Raw genomic sequence first — 15,721 nt, 5'->3', positions numbered from 1 at the left:
TGGCCGGCCTATTGGCACCAGGCGAGCCGATGGGTTTCCAGCTTGCCTTCGGCGGTGACTTCGCAGCGCCAGCTTACCGAGTCGTCATCGGCCACATCCGGGCTGAAACGCAGGCTGGCACCTTGGAGTGCCTGCTCGCGCGCCTTGAGCTCCACCGTCCCGCCGGCACCGAAGTTCACATCGGCACCGCTCAGGCCGAGGCTAGTGGGGTTGGCCTTGAGTGCATCGAGCATGACATTCGCTTCGTCTACCGTGGTGCCATTGGCCGCCAGATGGGCCATGACACTGCGGCCGTCCCCCATGAAGGCAGCCGCCTTGGCACGGGTTTCGTATTGCTGGAACTGCGGAATCGCAATCGCCGCGAGAATACCGACAATGGCAATCATCACGATGAATCCGCCGCCGCTGGGCATGCCGGTACGCGGCACGAAGAAAGCGAACAGCCAGGCCAGCCCATGACGACCGGGCATCTTGGGTTCACGTTGTTGCCCCAGCTCGTTCACTGCGTGCAGGCGCTTGACCAGCCAGGGGTAATCGCCGACGAGCTCATGGAACGACATCCAGAACCCACCGGTTGCATTGCGCTGGCCTGCGTAGGCACCGGTATTAAGCTTGTGCGCATGGCGACCACCGGCAGCCAGCACGCCCACGGCGTGGACCGCATCGTCCGCACTGGCGCTGCAAAGCAGGCCGTAGCGGTCACAGGTGTATTCACGGGCGCGCGAATACGCCGCACCAATCAGGGGGAGCCAAGCGACCGGCGCAAGGAAGGGACCGTACTTGAGGTGCTGGCGATGCAGGTGACCCAGCTCATGGCCGATATAGAAGTTGAGCGCCTCTTGGCGGTCGTCGAGCGCATCGACGAGTTCGGCATAAAGGGCGATGTAGTTGCGGCCGAGGAACTTGGTGGCAAAGGCATTGAAAATGCCGTCGCTGCGCAGCAGATAGGCATCGGGCACCTTGCGCAGGCCGACCTTTTCGGCACACGCGACGACCCGTGCGTGCAGATCGGGAAATTGCTCGGGCGTGATGCGTACGGCTGTGCCCTTGATGTATGAGATGAAGCCCGATTGTGCGAACAGATAGAGGATGAAGAACATCAGCACGTAGATCAGGGCAATGCCTAGCGTGCCGACGATGATGAGTAACCAGAAAAAGACGGCCAGCGTGGCCAGAATCGCGAAAAGCGACTTTTCCTTGGGGTAAACCAGCTGTGTCTGCATCGAACCTCCTGGGTGGATTTTTTGATTTGCCGCCTCCTGGCTGGAGGGCGGCCCTCACTATGCCGCAAACCGTTGAACGCCGCATGCAGAGACCATGAGTGCAACTTATGGTCTATCACTTTCCGGTCTATGTGTAGTCACCCACATTTGATTAAAGTCTTAAGGCAATATTTTAAATAATGCGACCACATTCTGGAATGTGGTCGCGCACCATAATAAAGTGGAGGTTTCAGTGTATTCATTACCCCAAGGTGTTAGGCAGGCCATACTTGCAATTTGGATTACGCTTGCCATATCAGCCCTATCTGCATTGGCCGCAAAACTGTCAGGATTATCTTCGGGGAATTATTTCGTCTTTTCCATCATCGTTTATGCACTCTTATCCATTCTTCCATACAAGCTTTCCAGGCGAAGCAATCCCGCTCGCCATATCTATCTGGTGCTTATCGCTGGTTCTTATTTACTTTTTGCTGCGAGTCTTGCAGAAGTGAACAAGATTGATCTTGTGGTTTCAATATTATTGATTCCCGCTGAAGTATTTATCATTTATCGACTCTACCAGTCAGAAGCGTCGGCTTGGTTCTTATCCAAATAAATCGCATTGAAGGCTAATCCTTCAGCCGACCGACTACCCCATGCCGGGGCGTGGGATTGTTTCCTCACTGCCTGCATCAGGGTGGGCAGTTTACCGGCGCCAATGCTGCTGATGGGCATGAGCGCTCCGTGGCCCAGGTGGCCCAACCTTCACGTACCGGTGACTGCCCATGAGCCCCGCACTGCTGGCTGCCTTTGTAGTGGCGTACTTCCTGATCCTGCTGTTTGCCGCCTGGCTGACCTCGCGCAAGGCGGGTAACGAGGACTTCTTCATCGGCGGGCGTAAAAGTCACTGGATGCTGGTGGCCTTCGGGATGATCGGCACCTCGCTCAGCGGGGTTACCTTTATCAGCGTGCCCGGCGCGGTCGGGATGGATGGCTTTGCGTATTTCCAGATCATCCTCGGTCATCTGATCGGTTATCTGGTGGTGGCCGGTGTGCTGCTCCCGCTTTACTACCGCTTGAATCTCACCTCGATCTACGACTATCTGGGCCAGCGGCTGGGTCCGGGCGCCTATCGGACCGGGGCGTCGTTCTTCATCCTCTCGCGCACGCTGGGGGCGACGGCCAGGTTGTATCTGGTGGTCAATATCCTGCAGGCCACCATTCTTGATCGCTTGGGTGTGCCGTTTGCCGCGACGGCCAGCCTGATGCTGGTGATGATCCTGCTCTACACCTACGAGGGCGGGGTCAAGACCATCGTCTGGACGGACACGCTGCAAACGAGCTGTATGCTTCTGGGATTGATCATCTGTGCCTGGTTCCTGATGGATCGGCTCAATCTGGATGTGTCGAGCAGTCTTGACGCGATGCGCAGCGAGGGGTTGTCGCGGCTGTTCGTCTGGGACCCGGACAGCCGCTTGTTCATCGTCAAGCAGATCGTCGCCGGTATCTTCATCACGATCGCCATGACGGGTCTGGATCAGGAAATGATGCAAAAGAACATCTCGGTCAGGACCTTGCGTGACTCCCAGAAGAACATGCTGGTCCTTGCCGTGGTGTTTGCGGGCGTGGTGCTGCTGTTTCTGTTCCTGGGCGGGCTGCTGCACCTGTTTGCACGCCAGAACGGCATGACGGAAACCGGCGATGCCCTGTTCCCGGCCGTGGTGCTGGGCCATCTGCCCGAGCTGGTCCAGGTGATCTTTGTGATTGCGCTGATTTCGGCACTGTTCCCCAGTGCGGATGGCGCCATTACGGCGCTCACGGCCAGCTTCTGTATCGATCTCTTGGGCATGCAGAAGCGCGATGACTGGAGCAGCGAGCACAAAAAACGTATCCGTCAGCGCGTGCATCTGACATTCGGTGCGGTGTTCCTCTTGCTGGTGCTGGGCTTCAAGGCCATCAACAACCCCAGCATGATCGGTCTGATCCTCAAGCTCGCGGCCTACACCTATGGGCCGTTGCTCGGCCTATTTGCCTTCGGCATCCTCACCCGCCGCAGCGTGCGTGATGGCGCGGTGATCTGGATTGCGCTGGCGGCACCGCTGCTTTGCTATGTGCTGAATGCCAACCAGCACCATCTGTTTGGCAGCTATCAGCTGGGACTGGAGTTGTTGTTGCTCAACGGCGCGCTGACGTTTGCGGGCCTGTGGAGCGTTTCCCGACCGGCCGAGGCGGGTGCCCTCGCCAAGGCCTGAGTACAGGCAAAAAAAGGGCCGGCAGCATGGCCGGCCCGGGGAGAAGAATGCGGATATCCCGCTTACTTCTGCTTGACGGCCTCAACCTGCACCGCGATACGCACTTCGTCGCTGATGAACGGCACGTAGGTCTTCATGCCCCAATCGGTGCGCTTGATCGTGGTGGTTACATCGGCACCGCAAACATAATCCTTGCCCATGCGCATATCGCACTTGAACGGCTTGATATCGAGCGCGACCGGCTTGGTCACGCCCAGCAGGGTCAGCGTGCCCTCAGCCTTGACCGGCTGTTCGCCGTTATAGGTGAACTTGTCGACCTTGATGACGGCAGTCGGGAATTCGGCAACATTGAAGAAATCCTTAGCGCGCAGGTGCTCATCGCGCTTGTCGAGACCGGTTTCGATCGAGGTGGTCTTGATCGTGGCTTCGAGCTTACCGGTTTTGGCGGCGCGATCGAGTTCCAGCGTGCCCTCGGTTTCCTTGAAGAAGCCACGGGTGATCGAGAAGCCCAGATGGCTGACTTCAAAGCTGGGGTAGGTGTGGGTCGCATCGAGCACGAACTTCTCGGGTGCGGCGAAGGCACCTGCCGAGAGGCCGGTGGCGATCAGGGTGGCAAGCAGTTTGGATTGCATGGGTAACTCCTTTGTTGGGTCTGATGGGCAAGGCGTGTCGCGCACGCCTCGCGTCTTACTTGGGAACAAACAACTTGAACTTCACCTGGACCAGGTCGGCCACCGCGCCGACATCGGCCCACTCACCTTCACCCACTTTCCAGGCCAGCCGGGAAAGCGGGAAGACACCTTCAAACCATTGACCCGCCGCATCGCTGCGTACTGTGAACGGTACGCTGAGTGCTGCGGTCCGCCCCTTGAGGCCGAACTGGCCTGTTGCCTGGAACCTGCCGCCCCCCAATGCCTTGATCTGGGTACTGGTGAAGGTGGCTTTGGGGAAGCGCGCGGTATCGAACCATTCCTTCATGTGCAGGGCCTGGTTGGCGTCACTGCTGCCTGCATCCGCGCCCATCAGGTCCACGCTGATACTGACCTTGCCGGATTCGGGCTTGGCGGCATCGAAGGTGATGTCGGAGGCGAACTTCTTGAACTGGCCTTCCACCGGCACATTCATCTGTGAGAAGTTGAACCGGACCGAGCTTTTGGCGGTATCCACCGGGGCGGCGTGGCTCAGGCCGGCAGTCAGCAGCAGGCTTGTCAGGGCAATGCGTTTCATTACGGTATTCATGGTGGCTCCAGAGGCGGGATCGCTTCGACCGGCGATCAGATCATCCGTTTCAGTACATCGTCACGATTGATGAAATGGTGCTTGAGGGCGGCGGCAGCATGGGCGGCGGCGAGCAGGATGATCAACCAGCCGCCAATCCGGTGCGCCTCCTTGATACTGTCTGCCAGCGCCTCGTTCTTGGCGACCAGGTCGGGCAGCTGTACCAGACCAAACCACACCACCGGGTAGCCCTTGGCGGATGAATACAGCCAACCGCCCAGTGGCACACCGAACATCAGCACATACAAGGCACCGTGGGTGACGTGGGCAACGAGCTTTTCCCAAGTCGCCATATGATCGGGCAGCGCCGGTGGCCGGTGCGTGAGCCGCCAGATCAGGCGCAGCGCGACCAGCGCCAGCACGGTGATGCCGATCCACTTGTGGTAATTGATCAGCTTGAGTTTGGCCATGCTCAGCGGCATGTCGTCGAAAGACATCGCCAGCGCAAAGGCGGCGATGATGCCTAGGGCGACCAGCCAATGCAGGGCGCGGGCAATCAGGGTGTACTTGGGCTTCATCGGTTCCTCGCTTGTTCAAGGCCGTTCAGTGTCTGGAGCGCATTATTCACAGCATGGGCGCGTGCAGATAGCGGAGCTTTTTAACCGGTTGATTCAAAAAAAATGAACAAGCCGAGATTGCATCGAAAAGGCAGCGCCCTGACGTAAAATAGTGGGCTATTCCTTCTTTTGCTGCGACCCCTTCATGATCATCGGAATCGACCTGGGTACGACCAACAGTCTGGTCGCCGTCTGGCGCAATGCGCAGGCAGAAATCATCCCCAATGCATTGGGGCATGCGCTGACGCCATCGGTCGTCGGGCTGGATGATCAGGGCGAGGTGCTCGTTGGCCTGACCGCGCGCGAGCGCTTGATCACCCATCCGGAACAAACCACCGCACTGTTCAAGCGCTATATGGGTTCGGACCGCGAAACCCGGCTTGGCGGCCGCAAGTTCCGGCCCGAGGAGCTATCGGCGCTGGTGCTAAAATCGCTGAAGGAGGACGCCGAGCGCTATCTGGGCGAGCCTGTGGAGGAAGCCGTGATCACCGTGCCGGCTTACTTCAGCGATGCACAACGCAAAGCCACCAAGATTGCGGGGCAGTTGGCGGGCCTGAAGGTGGAGCGACTGGTCAATGAACCCACGGCCGCTGCGCTGGCATATGGTCTGCACCAGAGCGCGCCGGAGAGCCGCTTTCTGGTGTTTGACCTTGGCGGTGGCACCTTCGATCTCTCCATCCTCGAATTATTCGAAGGCGTGATGGAAGTTCGCGCCTCCTCGGGCGACAACTTCCTCGGGGGCGAGGATTTCACCGAGATACTCATCGATGCCTTCATCGAAACGGTCGGCAAACCGGCCGGCCTCAATGACAAGCATGCCAGTCCCGAACTTTACCAATCGCTGCGCAAACAGGCCGAGCAAGCCAAACGCAGTCTGAGCGGTGCCGAGTCGGTGGCGCTGACCGCGCAATGGCAAGGCCAGACGCTGAGCTGGCAGGTGGACGAGGCCGAATTTCACAAACGCTGCGAGCCCCTGCTCAAACGGGTGCGTGAGCCGATTGAAAAAGCCCTGCGAGATTCGCGCCTGCGTGCGATTGATCTGGACCAGATCGTTCTGGCCGGCGGTGCCACACGCATGCCCATGGTGCGCAAGCTGGTGGCCAAGCTGTTTGGCCGCATGCCGGCGATGAATATCAATCCCGACGAGGTGGTCGCACGCGGCGCCGCGGTCATGGCCGGACTCAAATCGCGGGATGTGGCGCTCAATGAGATCGTCATGACCGATGTGTGCCCGTATTCGCTGGGCATTGAAGTCAGCGAGCAGATCGCGCCGGGGCGCTTCCAGCCAGGTTTCTTCCTGCCCATCATCGAGCGTAACTCGGTGGTGCCGATCTCGCGCGAGCAGACGGTGAACACGATTGCCGACAACCAGATCGCCCTGCATGTGAGTGTGTTCCAGGGCGAGAGCCGGCAGGTAAAGGACAATATCTTCCTGGGCGAGATCACCATTGCCGTGCCGCCGCGTCCGGCCGGGCAGGTGAGTGTGGCGGTACGCTTTACTTACGATGTGAATGGCCTGCTCGAGGCCGAAATGACGGTGGCCGAAACCGGCGAGAAGCACCGCCTGGTCATCGAAGAAAACCCCGGTGTGCTGACGCCCGATCAGATCGAGGAAAAGCTGCGAGCCTTGGCGCAGCTAAAGATCCACCCCCGCGAGCTCCTGCCCAACGCGCAGCTGCTGGCACGCGCGGACCGCATGTTCCAACAACTGCTGGGAGAACAGCGCCAGTGGGTGGCCCAGGCGACGGCGCATTTTCAGGCTGTGCTGGAAACCCAGGACGCTGAGGCCGTGGCCAAGGCGCGTGAGGAGTTTCAGCGTGCGCTGGATGAACTGGAAGGCGAGAGCTGGCTGTAAGCATGACTGATGCTCCGTGTTGGCAGATCCTGGGGATTGCAGCGACCTCGGAGACTGGTGTTATCCGTCGCGCTTATGCACGCTTGCTGAAGCAAACCCGCCCCGAAGATGACGCGGAGGGTTTCGCAAGACTAAGGGAGGCCTACGATTGGGCGCTTTACCTCGCGAGTCTTGGCCAGCTAGAGGTATGTGTCGAGGTGGCCGATGATTTAATGGCTGAGCTGAGCGCCGGCGCTTCGACATGTGTTGCAGGTGTTGAGGCAGAAGCCACGCAGATCGATCAGCATGTCGCTCGGCACCACGTTGAGCCCACGCATACCTTGTTGTGGCGTGATGTTTCAACAGACCTGGCACCTGAGCATGCAGCGTCATTGCTGGCCATGCGCCGTGCATTGGGCGATGCCGATTTTCCTGAGCCCACCCTTCTTGAGTTCGCCGAGCGCTTTGCGTGGTGGGAGCCGATGCCGGAGGCGTTGTCGGGGAATCGCCACGAGTGGGCGCAAATGCGACGTCGGCTCTATGGAGTGCAAGCTAGGGCGTTGATTGCCAGCATTCAGCAGCTCGGCAGCGAAGACGACGCAGTTCGGCATGCCACGTGTGCGTGGGATGCACCTGAATGGCAGGCACTGGATGCGCGCGATGTGCTGGAAATGGCGCTAGCCGAATGGTTGGCTTGCTGTGATGTGCTACCTGTGGTTCTGGCAGAGCGGATAGCGATCCAGGCAGATTGGTGTAGTCGTGATGGCGTCGTGAAGTCGGGTGTTCAAGGTTGGCCGGCACAAGTATGTGAGCGATTGAAAAGCGAGCGGCAGTGGATGCACTGGACGTCCCCGCGAGAGCATGGATATCAGGACCGGGTCTGGTTGCTCAGGCGGCACCCCACGTGGCGGCGTTGGTGGAGGGCGCAGTCAAAAGGCAGATTTGCGCGCACCCGTGCTTGGCTGAATGATGTTGAGCATAACTGGCCTTCATTAGCTCCCCGCCTTGATTCAGAGCAGGTTGATTGGTGGCGCCAAGCTAAGCCGCCGCAATCCGAATGGCCGATGTTGATTGAATCGATCATGGGCTACTGGTGGGTAATGCTCTGGGCTGCCGTGTGGCTTCTCATGACTTGGGTCAGGAGTAAATGATGACAACAACAGACTGCTGGTCGACTTTGGGGTTGATTCCTACTGCAGATGATCGGGAGATCAGGCGAGCTTATGCACGCCTGCTCAAAACGACACGGCCGGAAGAGGACCCGGAGGCATTCCAGGCTTTACGCACCGCCTTTGAGGAAGCCATGTGGCAGGCCAGCGAGCTCGCGCGTCAGCCGGTCGCGGCGGCACGGCCCGAGGGGGAGCGTGATCTGCGTGAGGCGGAGATAGAGTTGCTGCTACGGCCTCATATCGAAACACTGGCCGAGCTTAACGAGCGCGGTACGGTCGAGGAGGCGATGACCAAGCTGCAGAGCATGATGACGGAACTGCAGCTGGATACGGCGCGAGAGCGAGATCCCTTGCTGTGGCAGATGTTCGAGGACGGCATGCTGTGGGTGTGTTGCGATATCGCGGCCAACCATGACGACTTCCTGCGTACTGCCGTGCAGATGTTTGGCTGGATTGAGCCGGCGCACTGGTTGAGTGAGCGCGATCCCAAAACGGTGGAGTGGCTCAAGCTACGCTTGCTGGAGGCAGATGCCCTGGAGCAGGTGGATCACCTGCTGAATCTGGTGGACGCCGGGCAGGAGCCCGAGGCGATTGCCACCCTGACACGGCTGGCGGATGACGAGCTGCTGTTCAATGTGGATGTGCGTCATCTGTTCGAAGCCGAGCTGATGGTGGGCTTGTCGGAGTTCGAGACCTTGCCGGCTGGCCTGACTGCCCGCGCCGCACACGTGTTTGCCTGGTGGCGCGACCATCGTCACCTGGAGGAGTATCACCCAGAGGCTTGGCATGCCTTCCATAGCAAATCCCTATCGCTGCGGGTGCTGGCCAATCTGTGAGCGCGTGTTGGCGAGAAGGTGCAAAACCCGTCGAAAGCCTTGCCTGACTGGCGTTGCGCGGTAATGCCATCTAATCTGTGATGGATTCGCACGCATGCTCGCCAGGGAGGCGCAATTGAAGGCTGCTTTTTGGAAGGCTGACTGGTTTGTAGGTACTGCCGTCGTGGTTCTGTTTGCGCTGGCTGGCATCGGCACCAATCTGCTCGCAAGTCTTGAGCGGGCGGCGTATGACGGTGGGGTGCGCATGACCAGCCGCACCCCCAATGATCGCATCGCCATCGTGGCGATTGACCAGCAGAGCCTCGACAATATTGGTCGCTGGCCTTGGTCGCGGGATGTCCATGCCGAGTTTCTCGACAAGCTCGCTGCGGCCAAACCCAAGCTTGTCGTCAGTACGGTATTTTTCACGGAGCCGCAGGAAGACAAGGGCACTGCTGCGCTGCGCGAGCTGGCGAAGGCGTATCGGCAGCAACATGCCAATCAGGCACCAGACCCGATCATGGCCATGGCCGATGGCGCGCCGCCGGATCCGGCGCTGGTGGCCCCGCCTGTTGATGCCCCCGCAGACAAGTTTGGTGCCTTGCTGGACGCCGCAGTGGCGCGTCTGGATTTCGACACCCAGTTGGGCAACACCTTGGCCCGGTCCGGTAATGTGCTGTTGCCCATGTTGCTGGAGCCCGGTGAGCCGCAAGGCAACCCGGATGCCGATACGCCAGCCTTCATCCAGAAAAGCGAACTGGAGAGTTCAGGCGACCCGGCTGCTGGCTTGCCTGTACCTTCCTTGCGCATGATTTCCCCGATCGCCAAGATTGGCGAGAAGGCGGCTGGCGTCGGCCACCTGACCGTGCTGCCCGATCCGGCTGACGGCGTGGTGCGTGAAGAGCCCTTGGTTATCCGCTACTACGACCAGTTTTACCCCTCTCTGTCCCTGCTGGCTGCGGCCAAGAGCCTCAACATCCCGGCCAACAAAGTGGTGGTCAAGCTGGGTGAATCGGTACAGGTAGGCGGGTTGAATGTACGCACGCAACCGTATTCAACCTTCCATACTTACTACTACCGTGATGTGAACGGCAAACCCGCCATTCCGGTTGATTCCTTCTACGACGTCGCCAGCGGCAAAATCCCCTTCGACAAGTACAAGGACAAGATCGTCCTGATCGGCCCGACGGCCTCAGGTCTGGGTACGACCATGGTGACCCCGCTGGCGGCGGGGGTGTCGCCGGTGGTGATGCTGGCGCACAACGTGTCGAGCATTCTCCAGCAGGATTACTTCACCGCACCGGGTTGGTCGCTCTGGCTCAAGCTGGCGCTGTGCGCGCTGGTGGCGGCCTACCTGATCGCCCTGTTGCCGCGCCTCAAGGCGGGCCAGGCGGCGGTCATTACAGCGGTTCTGTTTGTAGTGCTGCTGGCGGCGCACTTTGGCTTGATGACCACGAAGCTGCTGTGGCTGGAATTGATGACGCCTGCCGCCTTGCTGGTGGTGGGGCATCTGGTGCTGACGACCAAACGCTTCCTGATTACCGAACGAGGCATGGAGGCCTCGGAGATGTCGGCAGCGGAATCCAATCGCATGCTGGGCCTGGCGTTCCAAGGTCAAGGCCAGCTCGATATGGCCTTCGATAAGTTCCGCAAGGCGCCGATGGACGATGGCATGGCTGACCTGCTCTACAACCTTGCGCTGGATTTTGAGCGCAAGCGCCAGTTCAATAAGGCGGAATCGGTTTATCAGCACATCGCGGCATACAACCCCAAGTTCAAGGACATTGACCAGAAGCTCAACCGTGCCAAACAGATGGCCGAGACGGTGATACTCGGGGGGGCGGGTGGTCGTACCAACGCCAGTACACTGGTGCTGGAAGGCGGCGCGGTCGAGAAGCCTATGCTGGGCCGGTATCAGGTGGAAAAGGAACTCGGCAAGGGCGCAATGGGCGTGGTGTACCTGGGCAAGGATCCGAAGATCGGCCGCGTAGTGGCGATCAAGACCATGGCCCTGTCTCAGGAATTCGAAGCGGATGAACTGGAGGAAGCACGTACCCGCTTCTTCCGCGAGGCCGAGACGGCCGGCCGGCTTAATCACCCGAATATCGTCACCATCTACGATGCGGGTGAGGAACATGATCTGGCTTATATCGCCATGGAGTTCCTCAAAGGCAAGGATCTGGCGCCTCATACCAAGCCGGGTCAGCTACTACCCTTGCCCGAAGTGATGCAGATCATTGCCGAAGTGGCAGATGCGCTTGATTACGCGCACAAGCAACATGTGGCGCACCGCGACATCAAGCCTGCCAACATCATGTACGAACATGACGCCAAAGTGGTGAAAGTGACGGACTTCGGCATTGCCCGCATCACCGATTCCAGCAAGACCAAGACGGGCATGGTGCTGGGCACCCCAAGCTATATGTCGCCCGAGCAACTCTCGGGCAAGAAGATTGATGGCCGTTCCGACCTGTTCTCGCTGGGGGTGATGCTCTATCAGATGAGCGTGGGCATGCTGCCCTTCCAGGGTGAATCGATGGCCGAGTTGATGTATCGCATCGCCAACGAAGCCTATCGTAACCCTGCCGAGATCAATCCCAAGCTGCCTCCCTGCCTGGTGGCCGTGATCGACAAGGCCCTGCAGAAGAACATGGAAGCCCGCTTCCAGACCGGTGCCGAGTTTGCTGAGGCGCTGCGTCAATGCAAGGCGACCCTGTAATGGCTACCAAGACACTCGCCCACGCACTGGAAATCCACGGCATCAGCGACCCCGGTATGGTTCGGGGTCACAACGAGGATGCCATCTCTTTTGACGCTGACTACGGCCTGGCGATTCTGGCTGACGGCATGGGGGGCTATAACGCGGGTGAGGTTGCCAGCGGTATCGCCACCACGCTGCTGGGCCAAGGGCTGATGGCCTCGATAGATGTTGTTGCGCCTCATGTACCCGAGGCTCTGAGCGGCAAACCGGCAGCCCACAGGATGTTGCGGCTGGAGATCGAAAAAACCAATCTGGCGATCTTCCAGACCGCCCAAAGCCAGCCCCAATGTGCAGGCATGGGGACCACGCTGGTGGCGGTGGTGTTCTACGATAATCGCCTTACGGTGGCCCATGTAGGCGACTCACGCCTCTATCGCTTCCGGGATGGCGAACTCAAAACCCTGACGCGGGACCATTCCTTGCTTCAGGAGCAGCTCGATAGCGGGCTGATTACCCCGGAAGAGGCCAAGCGTTCCCAGAACAAGAATCTGGTGACGCGTGCAGTTGGCATCGATCCGCAGCTCGATCCCGAGTTGACCGACCATGACGTGAATGTGGGCGATATTTATCTGCTCTGCTCGGATGGTCTCAACGATATGGTGGACGACGAAGACATTGCGTCGGTACTCGGTACGCTGGGCAGCAATCTGCCGCTGGCTGCCGAGCATCTGGTGCAGCAGGCCAACGACAACGGTGGCCGCGACAATGTTTCGGTGGTCCTGATCCGCATCAATCGCAGTTTTCCGGCACATACCAGTCTGTGGTCCAGGCTGTTCGGCTGGCTGAAAGGCTGAGTGCCTGCAGCGAGTCGAACGCCTGTGCGTAACAGCTTGGTGATGTGACAAGCAAGTGCGATAAAAGAAAGACCGAAAAGGGAAACCTCATGGCCAAACTGATACTCAGCCTCGATAGCGCCGTGTTGCGCGAGTTCAAGCTGGAAAAAGACATCACGACAGTAGGGCGCAAGCCGCATAACGATCTGCAGATCGATAATCTAGCGGTATCCGGTGAGCATGCCCGTATCTGCCGCGTTGGTGCGGACGTATTTGCGGAGGACATGCAGAGCACCAATGGCACCATGGTCAATGGTCAGCCCATCCAGCGCCAGCTCTTGCAGGATGGCGATCTGGTCGAGATCGGCCGCTACAAGCTCAAGTTCATTAGCGAGGCGGCGCCCCGGCCCGCGATGGATCCGGCTGATTTCGAGAAGACCATGGTGATTCGCCCCGGCACCGTGAAGCCGATGTCGCCCAGCGATACCCAGCAGATTCCGGTGATGGCGGCGCCAGCCCCGGCACCCGCTCCCGCGCCGACCCCGGCTCCGACAGCGACAACCGATCCGGCAGTTGCCCAGATCAAGGTGCTGACTGGCGGTAACGCTGGCAAGACGCTGGACCTGGTCAAGAACATCACCTCGCTGGGCAAGCCGGGCGTGCAGGTTGCCATCATTACCCGCCGGCCTACCGGCTACTTCATTACCCATGTCGAAGGCCCCAACCGGCCAACACTGAATGGCACGCAGATCGGTTTGCAGGCCGAGGCGCTGAACAGCGGCGACATCATCGAGCTGGCTGGGGTGAAGATGGAGTTCTCGTCAAAATAAGGTCACGGGCAGACGCTGCATGAAAACACTGCGCAAATACTGGTTGCAGCTGCTGCTGAGTCTGCTCGTGCTGACCTTTCTGTTGGGTTATGCCAACCATAGCTGGCGTCCCCGTTGGCTGGAACAGATCGACCTGTGGGCCTACGATGCCCGCTTGGTACTCACCATGCCTGGCGGGGTGGACCCCCGTGTGGTGATTGTTGATCTGGATGAAAAGAGTCTGGCCGAGGTGGGGCGCTGGCCTTGGCCACGTAAAACGGTCGCCGATCTGGTCCACAAGCTCACGGACGATTACAAGGCCGCGGCCGTCGGTTTTGACATCGTGTTTGCCGAGAAGGATGACAGCTCGGGTTTACCGGTCTTGCAGCGTCTGGCCGAGGGGGAGCTGAAGTCGAACGAGGCATTTCAGTCTACCTTGGCAGCCATGTCGGGCGGACTGGATTACGACGGCCTGTTTGCCGATAGCCTCAAGAACAAACCGGTTGTCCTTGGATATTACTTCAGCTTTGAAGCCGATGCCCGCAAGGCTGGCCAGTTGCCCAAACCCGTGCTGCCTGCGGGCATGTTCAAGGGACGCAATGTCTACCCGCTCACCGCCAAGGGCTACGGCGCCAACTTACCCGTGCTGATGGGGTCGGCCACCTCGGCCGGGCACTTCAATCCACTACCCGATCCGGATGGGGTTACCCGACGTGTGGGTATGTTGGTCGAGCACGAGGGCAAATATTACGAATCGCTGTCGCTGGCGATGGTCCGGGCCTATCTGAACTTTCCCGCCATCGAGCCGGTGTATGCCGAGAATTCCTGGTTGCGTGCTTACAAGCCACTTGAATGGCTCAAGGTCGGCCCGCTGACGATCCCTGTTGATGAAAACATCACGACACTCACGCCATTTCGTGGCGGCAAGCAGAGCTTCAACTACATTTCTGCGGCAGATGTGCTGAGTGGTCGAGCAAAGGCAGACGATATTGCGGGCCGCATGGTGCTGATCGGCACTACAGCGCCGGGCCTGCTGGACCTGCGCGTGGCACCGGTGGATTCGGTTTATCCCGGTGTGGAAATCCACGCCAACCTGATCGCCTCCATGATGGACAATGCCCTGCCTGCGCGGCCCGACTATCTGCAGGGCGCGGAAATCCTGCTCTTGCTCGTGGTGGGGCTGACCTTGATCGTGGTTCTGATGCGGCTCAACCCGTTGCCGGGCACCCTCATCACAGCGGGTATCGGCATGCTGGTCATAGTCGGAAATTTTGCCTTGTGGAAATACTCGGGCCTGGCCCTGCCGCTGGCCGCGACCCTGGTGGCCATCGCGCTGCTGTATGCGATCTCCATGGCCTACGGCTATTTCTTTGAGGCCCGAAACAAGAAGCAGATGGCCAGCCTGTTTGGCCAGTACGTGCCGCCGGAACTGGTGGCAAAGATGAGCGAGGAGCCCGAGAAGTACTCCATGGAAGGCCAGAGTCGGGAGCTGACGGTGCTGTTCTCGGATGTGCGCAGCTTCACCACCATTTCCGAGAGCATGGAGCCCAAGGAGCTGACGCGCTTCATGAATGAGTTCCTGACGACTTTGTCGGATGTGATCCGCACCCAGTATCTGGGCACCATCGACAAGTACATGGGCGACTGCGTGATGGCCTTCTGGGGCGCACCGATTCATGATCCCGATCACGCCAAGAACGCGGTGCTGGCGGGCCTGGAAATGCAGCGTGCCATGCAGGCGCTCGGACCCGCACTCAAGGAAAAGGGCTGGCCGGAGATCCATATCGGCGTCGGCGTGAACACGGGCCGGATGACAGTGGGCGACATGGGCTCGCAGATCCGCAAGGCCTATACGGTCATGGGAGATGCGGTGAACCTCGCCTCTCGGCTGGAAGGGATTACCAAGTACTACGGCGTGGGCATGATCGTTGGTGAGCAAACTCGCGCTGCGGCCAAGGAGGCCATCCTGTTCCGGGAGCTGGACCGCGTACGCGTCAAAGGCAAGGATGAGGGCGTCACCGTCTATGAGCCGATCGGCGAAATTGGCAAGGTAGATAAAGCCATTCGTTCAGAGATTGAACTGTTCCATACTGCACTCAAGCACTATCGCGCTCAGGACTGGGACATGGCAGAGCTGCAATTGATCAATCTGCGCAACCAGCACGCTGGCGTGAAGCTGTATCAGGTTTACCTGGATCGTATTGCCACTCTGCGTAAAGCCAGCTTGCCGGCAGACTGGGATGGCGTGTACGAGTTCGATACCAAATAGCC

13 protein-coding genes are annotated in these 15,721 nt (G+C 59.4%); 9 read left to right on the top strand and 4 right to left on the bottom strand.

The window, feature by feature from the left end; all coding sequences use genetic code 11:
* Positions 1-8 precede the first annotated feature (8 nt).
* Positions 9-1,223: a M48 family metalloprotease gene (locus O9X62_RS02280; RefSeq protein WP_269531154.1), complete on the bottom strand. Its 1,215-nt coding sequence runs from the start codon at positions 1,221-1,223 to the stop codon at positions 9-11.
* Positions 1,224-1,455: 232 nt separating this feature from the next.
* Between O9X62_RS02280 and O9X62_RS02275 the strand changes: the two genes are divergently transcribed.
* Both O9X62_RS02275 and O9X62_RS02270 read left to right on the top strand, forming a co-directional pair.
* Complete coding sequence (locus tag O9X62_RS02275; protein WP_269531153.1) at positions 1,456-1,818, top strand: hypothetical protein; 363 nt, start codon at positions 1,456-1,458, stop codon at positions 1,816-1,818.
* 169 nt (positions 1,819-1,987) lie between these two features.
* On the top strand, positions 1,988-3,454 hold the full coding sequence (locus tag O9X62_RS02270; protein WP_269531152.1) for a sodium:solute symporter: 1,467 nt from the start codon (positions 1,988-1,990) through the stop codon (positions 3,452-3,454).
* A 62-nt stretch (positions 3,455-3,516) separates the two neighbouring features.
* Here the strand turns inward: O9X62_RS02270 and O9X62_RS02265 are convergent, their stop codons facing one another.
* The 3 genes from O9X62_RS02265 to O9X62_RS02255 are packed head-to-tail and all read right to left on the bottom strand — an operon-like array spanning position 3,517 to position 5,250.
* Positions 3,517-4,086: a YceI family protein gene (locus O9X62_RS02265; RefSeq protein WP_269531151.1), complete on the bottom strand. Its 570-nt coding sequence runs from the start codon at positions 4,084-4,086 to the stop codon at positions 3,517-3,519.
* Between the two features lie 55 nt (positions 4,087-4,141).
* A complete protein-coding gene (locus tag O9X62_RS02260) occupies positions 4,142-4,693 on the bottom strand; it encodes a YceI family protein (protein WP_269531150.1) in 552 nt (183 codons plus the stop codon).
* A gap of 35 nt (positions 4,694-4,728) precedes the next feature.
* Positions 4,729-5,250, bottom strand: coding sequence for a cytochrome b (locus O9X62_RS02255; protein WP_269531149.1), 522 nt, complete (start codon positions 5,248-5,250; stop codon positions 4,729-4,731).
* 184 nt (positions 5,251-5,434) lie between these two features.
* On the opposite strand from O9X62_RS02255, the gene O9X62_RS02250 reads away from it, so the two are divergent.
* The 7 genes from O9X62_RS02250 (at position 5,435) to O9X62_RS02220 (ending at position 15,719) form a co-directional block, all read left to right on the top strand.
* The gene (locus O9X62_RS02250; protein ID WP_269531148.1) at positions 5,435-7,144 is read left to right on the top strand and encodes an Hsp70 family protein; all 1,710 of its coding nucleotides are present in this window, start codon (positions 5,435-5,437) and stop codon (positions 7,142-7,144) included.
* 2 nt (positions 7,145-7,146) lie between these two features.
* The gene (locus tag O9X62_RS02245; RefSeq protein WP_269531147.1) at positions 7,147-8,274 is read left to right on the top strand and encodes a J domain-containing protein; all 1,128 of its coding nucleotides are present in this window, start codon (positions 7,147-7,149) and stop codon (positions 8,272-8,274) included.
* Positions 8,271-9,128, top strand: a complete 858-nt coding sequence (locus O9X62_RS02240) for a J domain-containing protein (protein ID WP_269531146.1) — start codon at positions 8,271-8,273, stop codon at positions 9,126-9,128. Before O9X62_RS02245 ends, O9X62_RS02240 begins: the two co-directional genes overlap by 4 nt.
* A 115-nt stretch (positions 9,129-9,243) precedes the next feature.
* Positions 9,244-11,826 carry a CHASE2 domain-containing serine/threonine-protein kinase gene (locus O9X62_RS02235; protein ID WP_269531145.1) on the top strand — a complete coding sequence of 861 codons (2,583 nt, stop codon included), beginning with the start codon at positions 9,244-9,246 and terminating at the stop codon, positions 11,824-11,826.
* A complete protein-coding gene (locus O9X62_RS02230) occupies positions 11,826-12,662 on the top strand; it encodes a Stp1/IreP family PP2C-type Ser/Thr phosphatase (protein WP_269531144.1) in 837 nt (278 codons plus the stop codon). The genes O9X62_RS02235 and O9X62_RS02230 overlap by 1 nt, the downstream gene beginning before the upstream one ends.
* Positions 12,663-12,751: 89 nt before the next feature.
* Complete coding sequence (locus O9X62_RS02225; RefSeq protein WP_269531143.1) at positions 12,752-13,471, top strand: FHA domain-containing protein; 720 nt, start codon at positions 12,752-12,754, stop codon at positions 13,469-13,471.
* Between the two features lie 19 nt (positions 13,472-13,490).
* Positions 13,491-15,719, top strand: a complete 2,229-nt coding sequence (locus O9X62_RS02220; protein WP_269531142.1) for a CHASE2 domain-containing protein — start codon at positions 13,491-13,493, stop codon at positions 15,717-15,719.
* Positions 15,720-15,721: the final 2 nt, after the last annotated feature.

The organism is Chitinimonas sp. BJYL2, from assembly GCF_027257935.1.
Lineage (GTDB): Bacteria > Pseudomonadota > Gammaproteobacteria > Burkholderiales > Chitinimonadaceae > Chitinimonas.
This window is presented reverse-complemented; position numbering and strand designations above follow the sequence as displayed.

Excerpts from the sequence above, each read along its gene's own strand:
- O9X62_RS02280 (WP_269531154.1), bottom strand. The coding sequence starts at position 1,223 with ATGCAGACACAGCTGGTTTACCCCAAGGAAAAGTCGCTTTTCGCGATT.
- O9X62_RS02270 (WP_269531152.1), top strand. The coding sequence starts at position 1,988 with ATGAGCCCCGCACTGCTGGCTGCCTTTGTAGTGGCGTACTTCCTGATC.
- O9X62_RS02265 (WP_269531151.1), bottom strand. The coding sequence starts at position 4,086 with ATGCAATCCAAACTGCTTGCCACCCTGATCGCCACCGGCCTCTCGGCA.
- O9X62_RS02260 (WP_269531150.1), bottom strand. The coding sequence starts at position 4,693 with ATGAATACCGTAATGAAACGCATTGCCCTGACAAGCCTGCTGCTGACT.
- O9X62_RS02255 (WP_269531149.1), bottom strand. The coding sequence starts at position 5,250 with ATGAAGCCCAAGTACACCCTGATTGCCCGCGCCCTGCATTGGCTGGTC.
- O9X62_RS02250 (WP_269531148.1), top strand. The coding sequence starts at position 5,435 with ATGATCATCGGAATCGACCTGGGTACGACCAACAGTCTGGTCGCCGTC.
- O9X62_RS02245 (WP_269531147.1), top strand. The coding sequence starts at position 7,147 with ATGACTGATGCTCCGTGTTGGCAGATCCTGGGGATTGCAGCGACCTCG.
- O9X62_RS02240 (WP_269531146.1), top strand. The coding sequence starts at position 8,271 with ATGATGACAACAACAGACTGCTGGTCGACTTTGGGGTTGATTCCTACT.
- O9X62_RS02230 (WP_269531144.1), top strand. The coding sequence starts at position 11,826 with ATGGCTACCAAGACACTCGCCCACGCACTGGAAATCCACGGCATCAGC.
- O9X62_RS02225 (WP_269531143.1), top strand. The coding sequence starts at position 12,752 with ATGGCCAAACTGATACTCAGCCTCGATAGCGCCGTGTTGCGCGAGTTC.
- O9X62_RS02220 (WP_269531142.1), top strand. The coding sequence starts at position 13,491 with ATGAAAACACTGCGCAAATACTGGTTGCAGCTGCTGCTGAGTCTGCTC.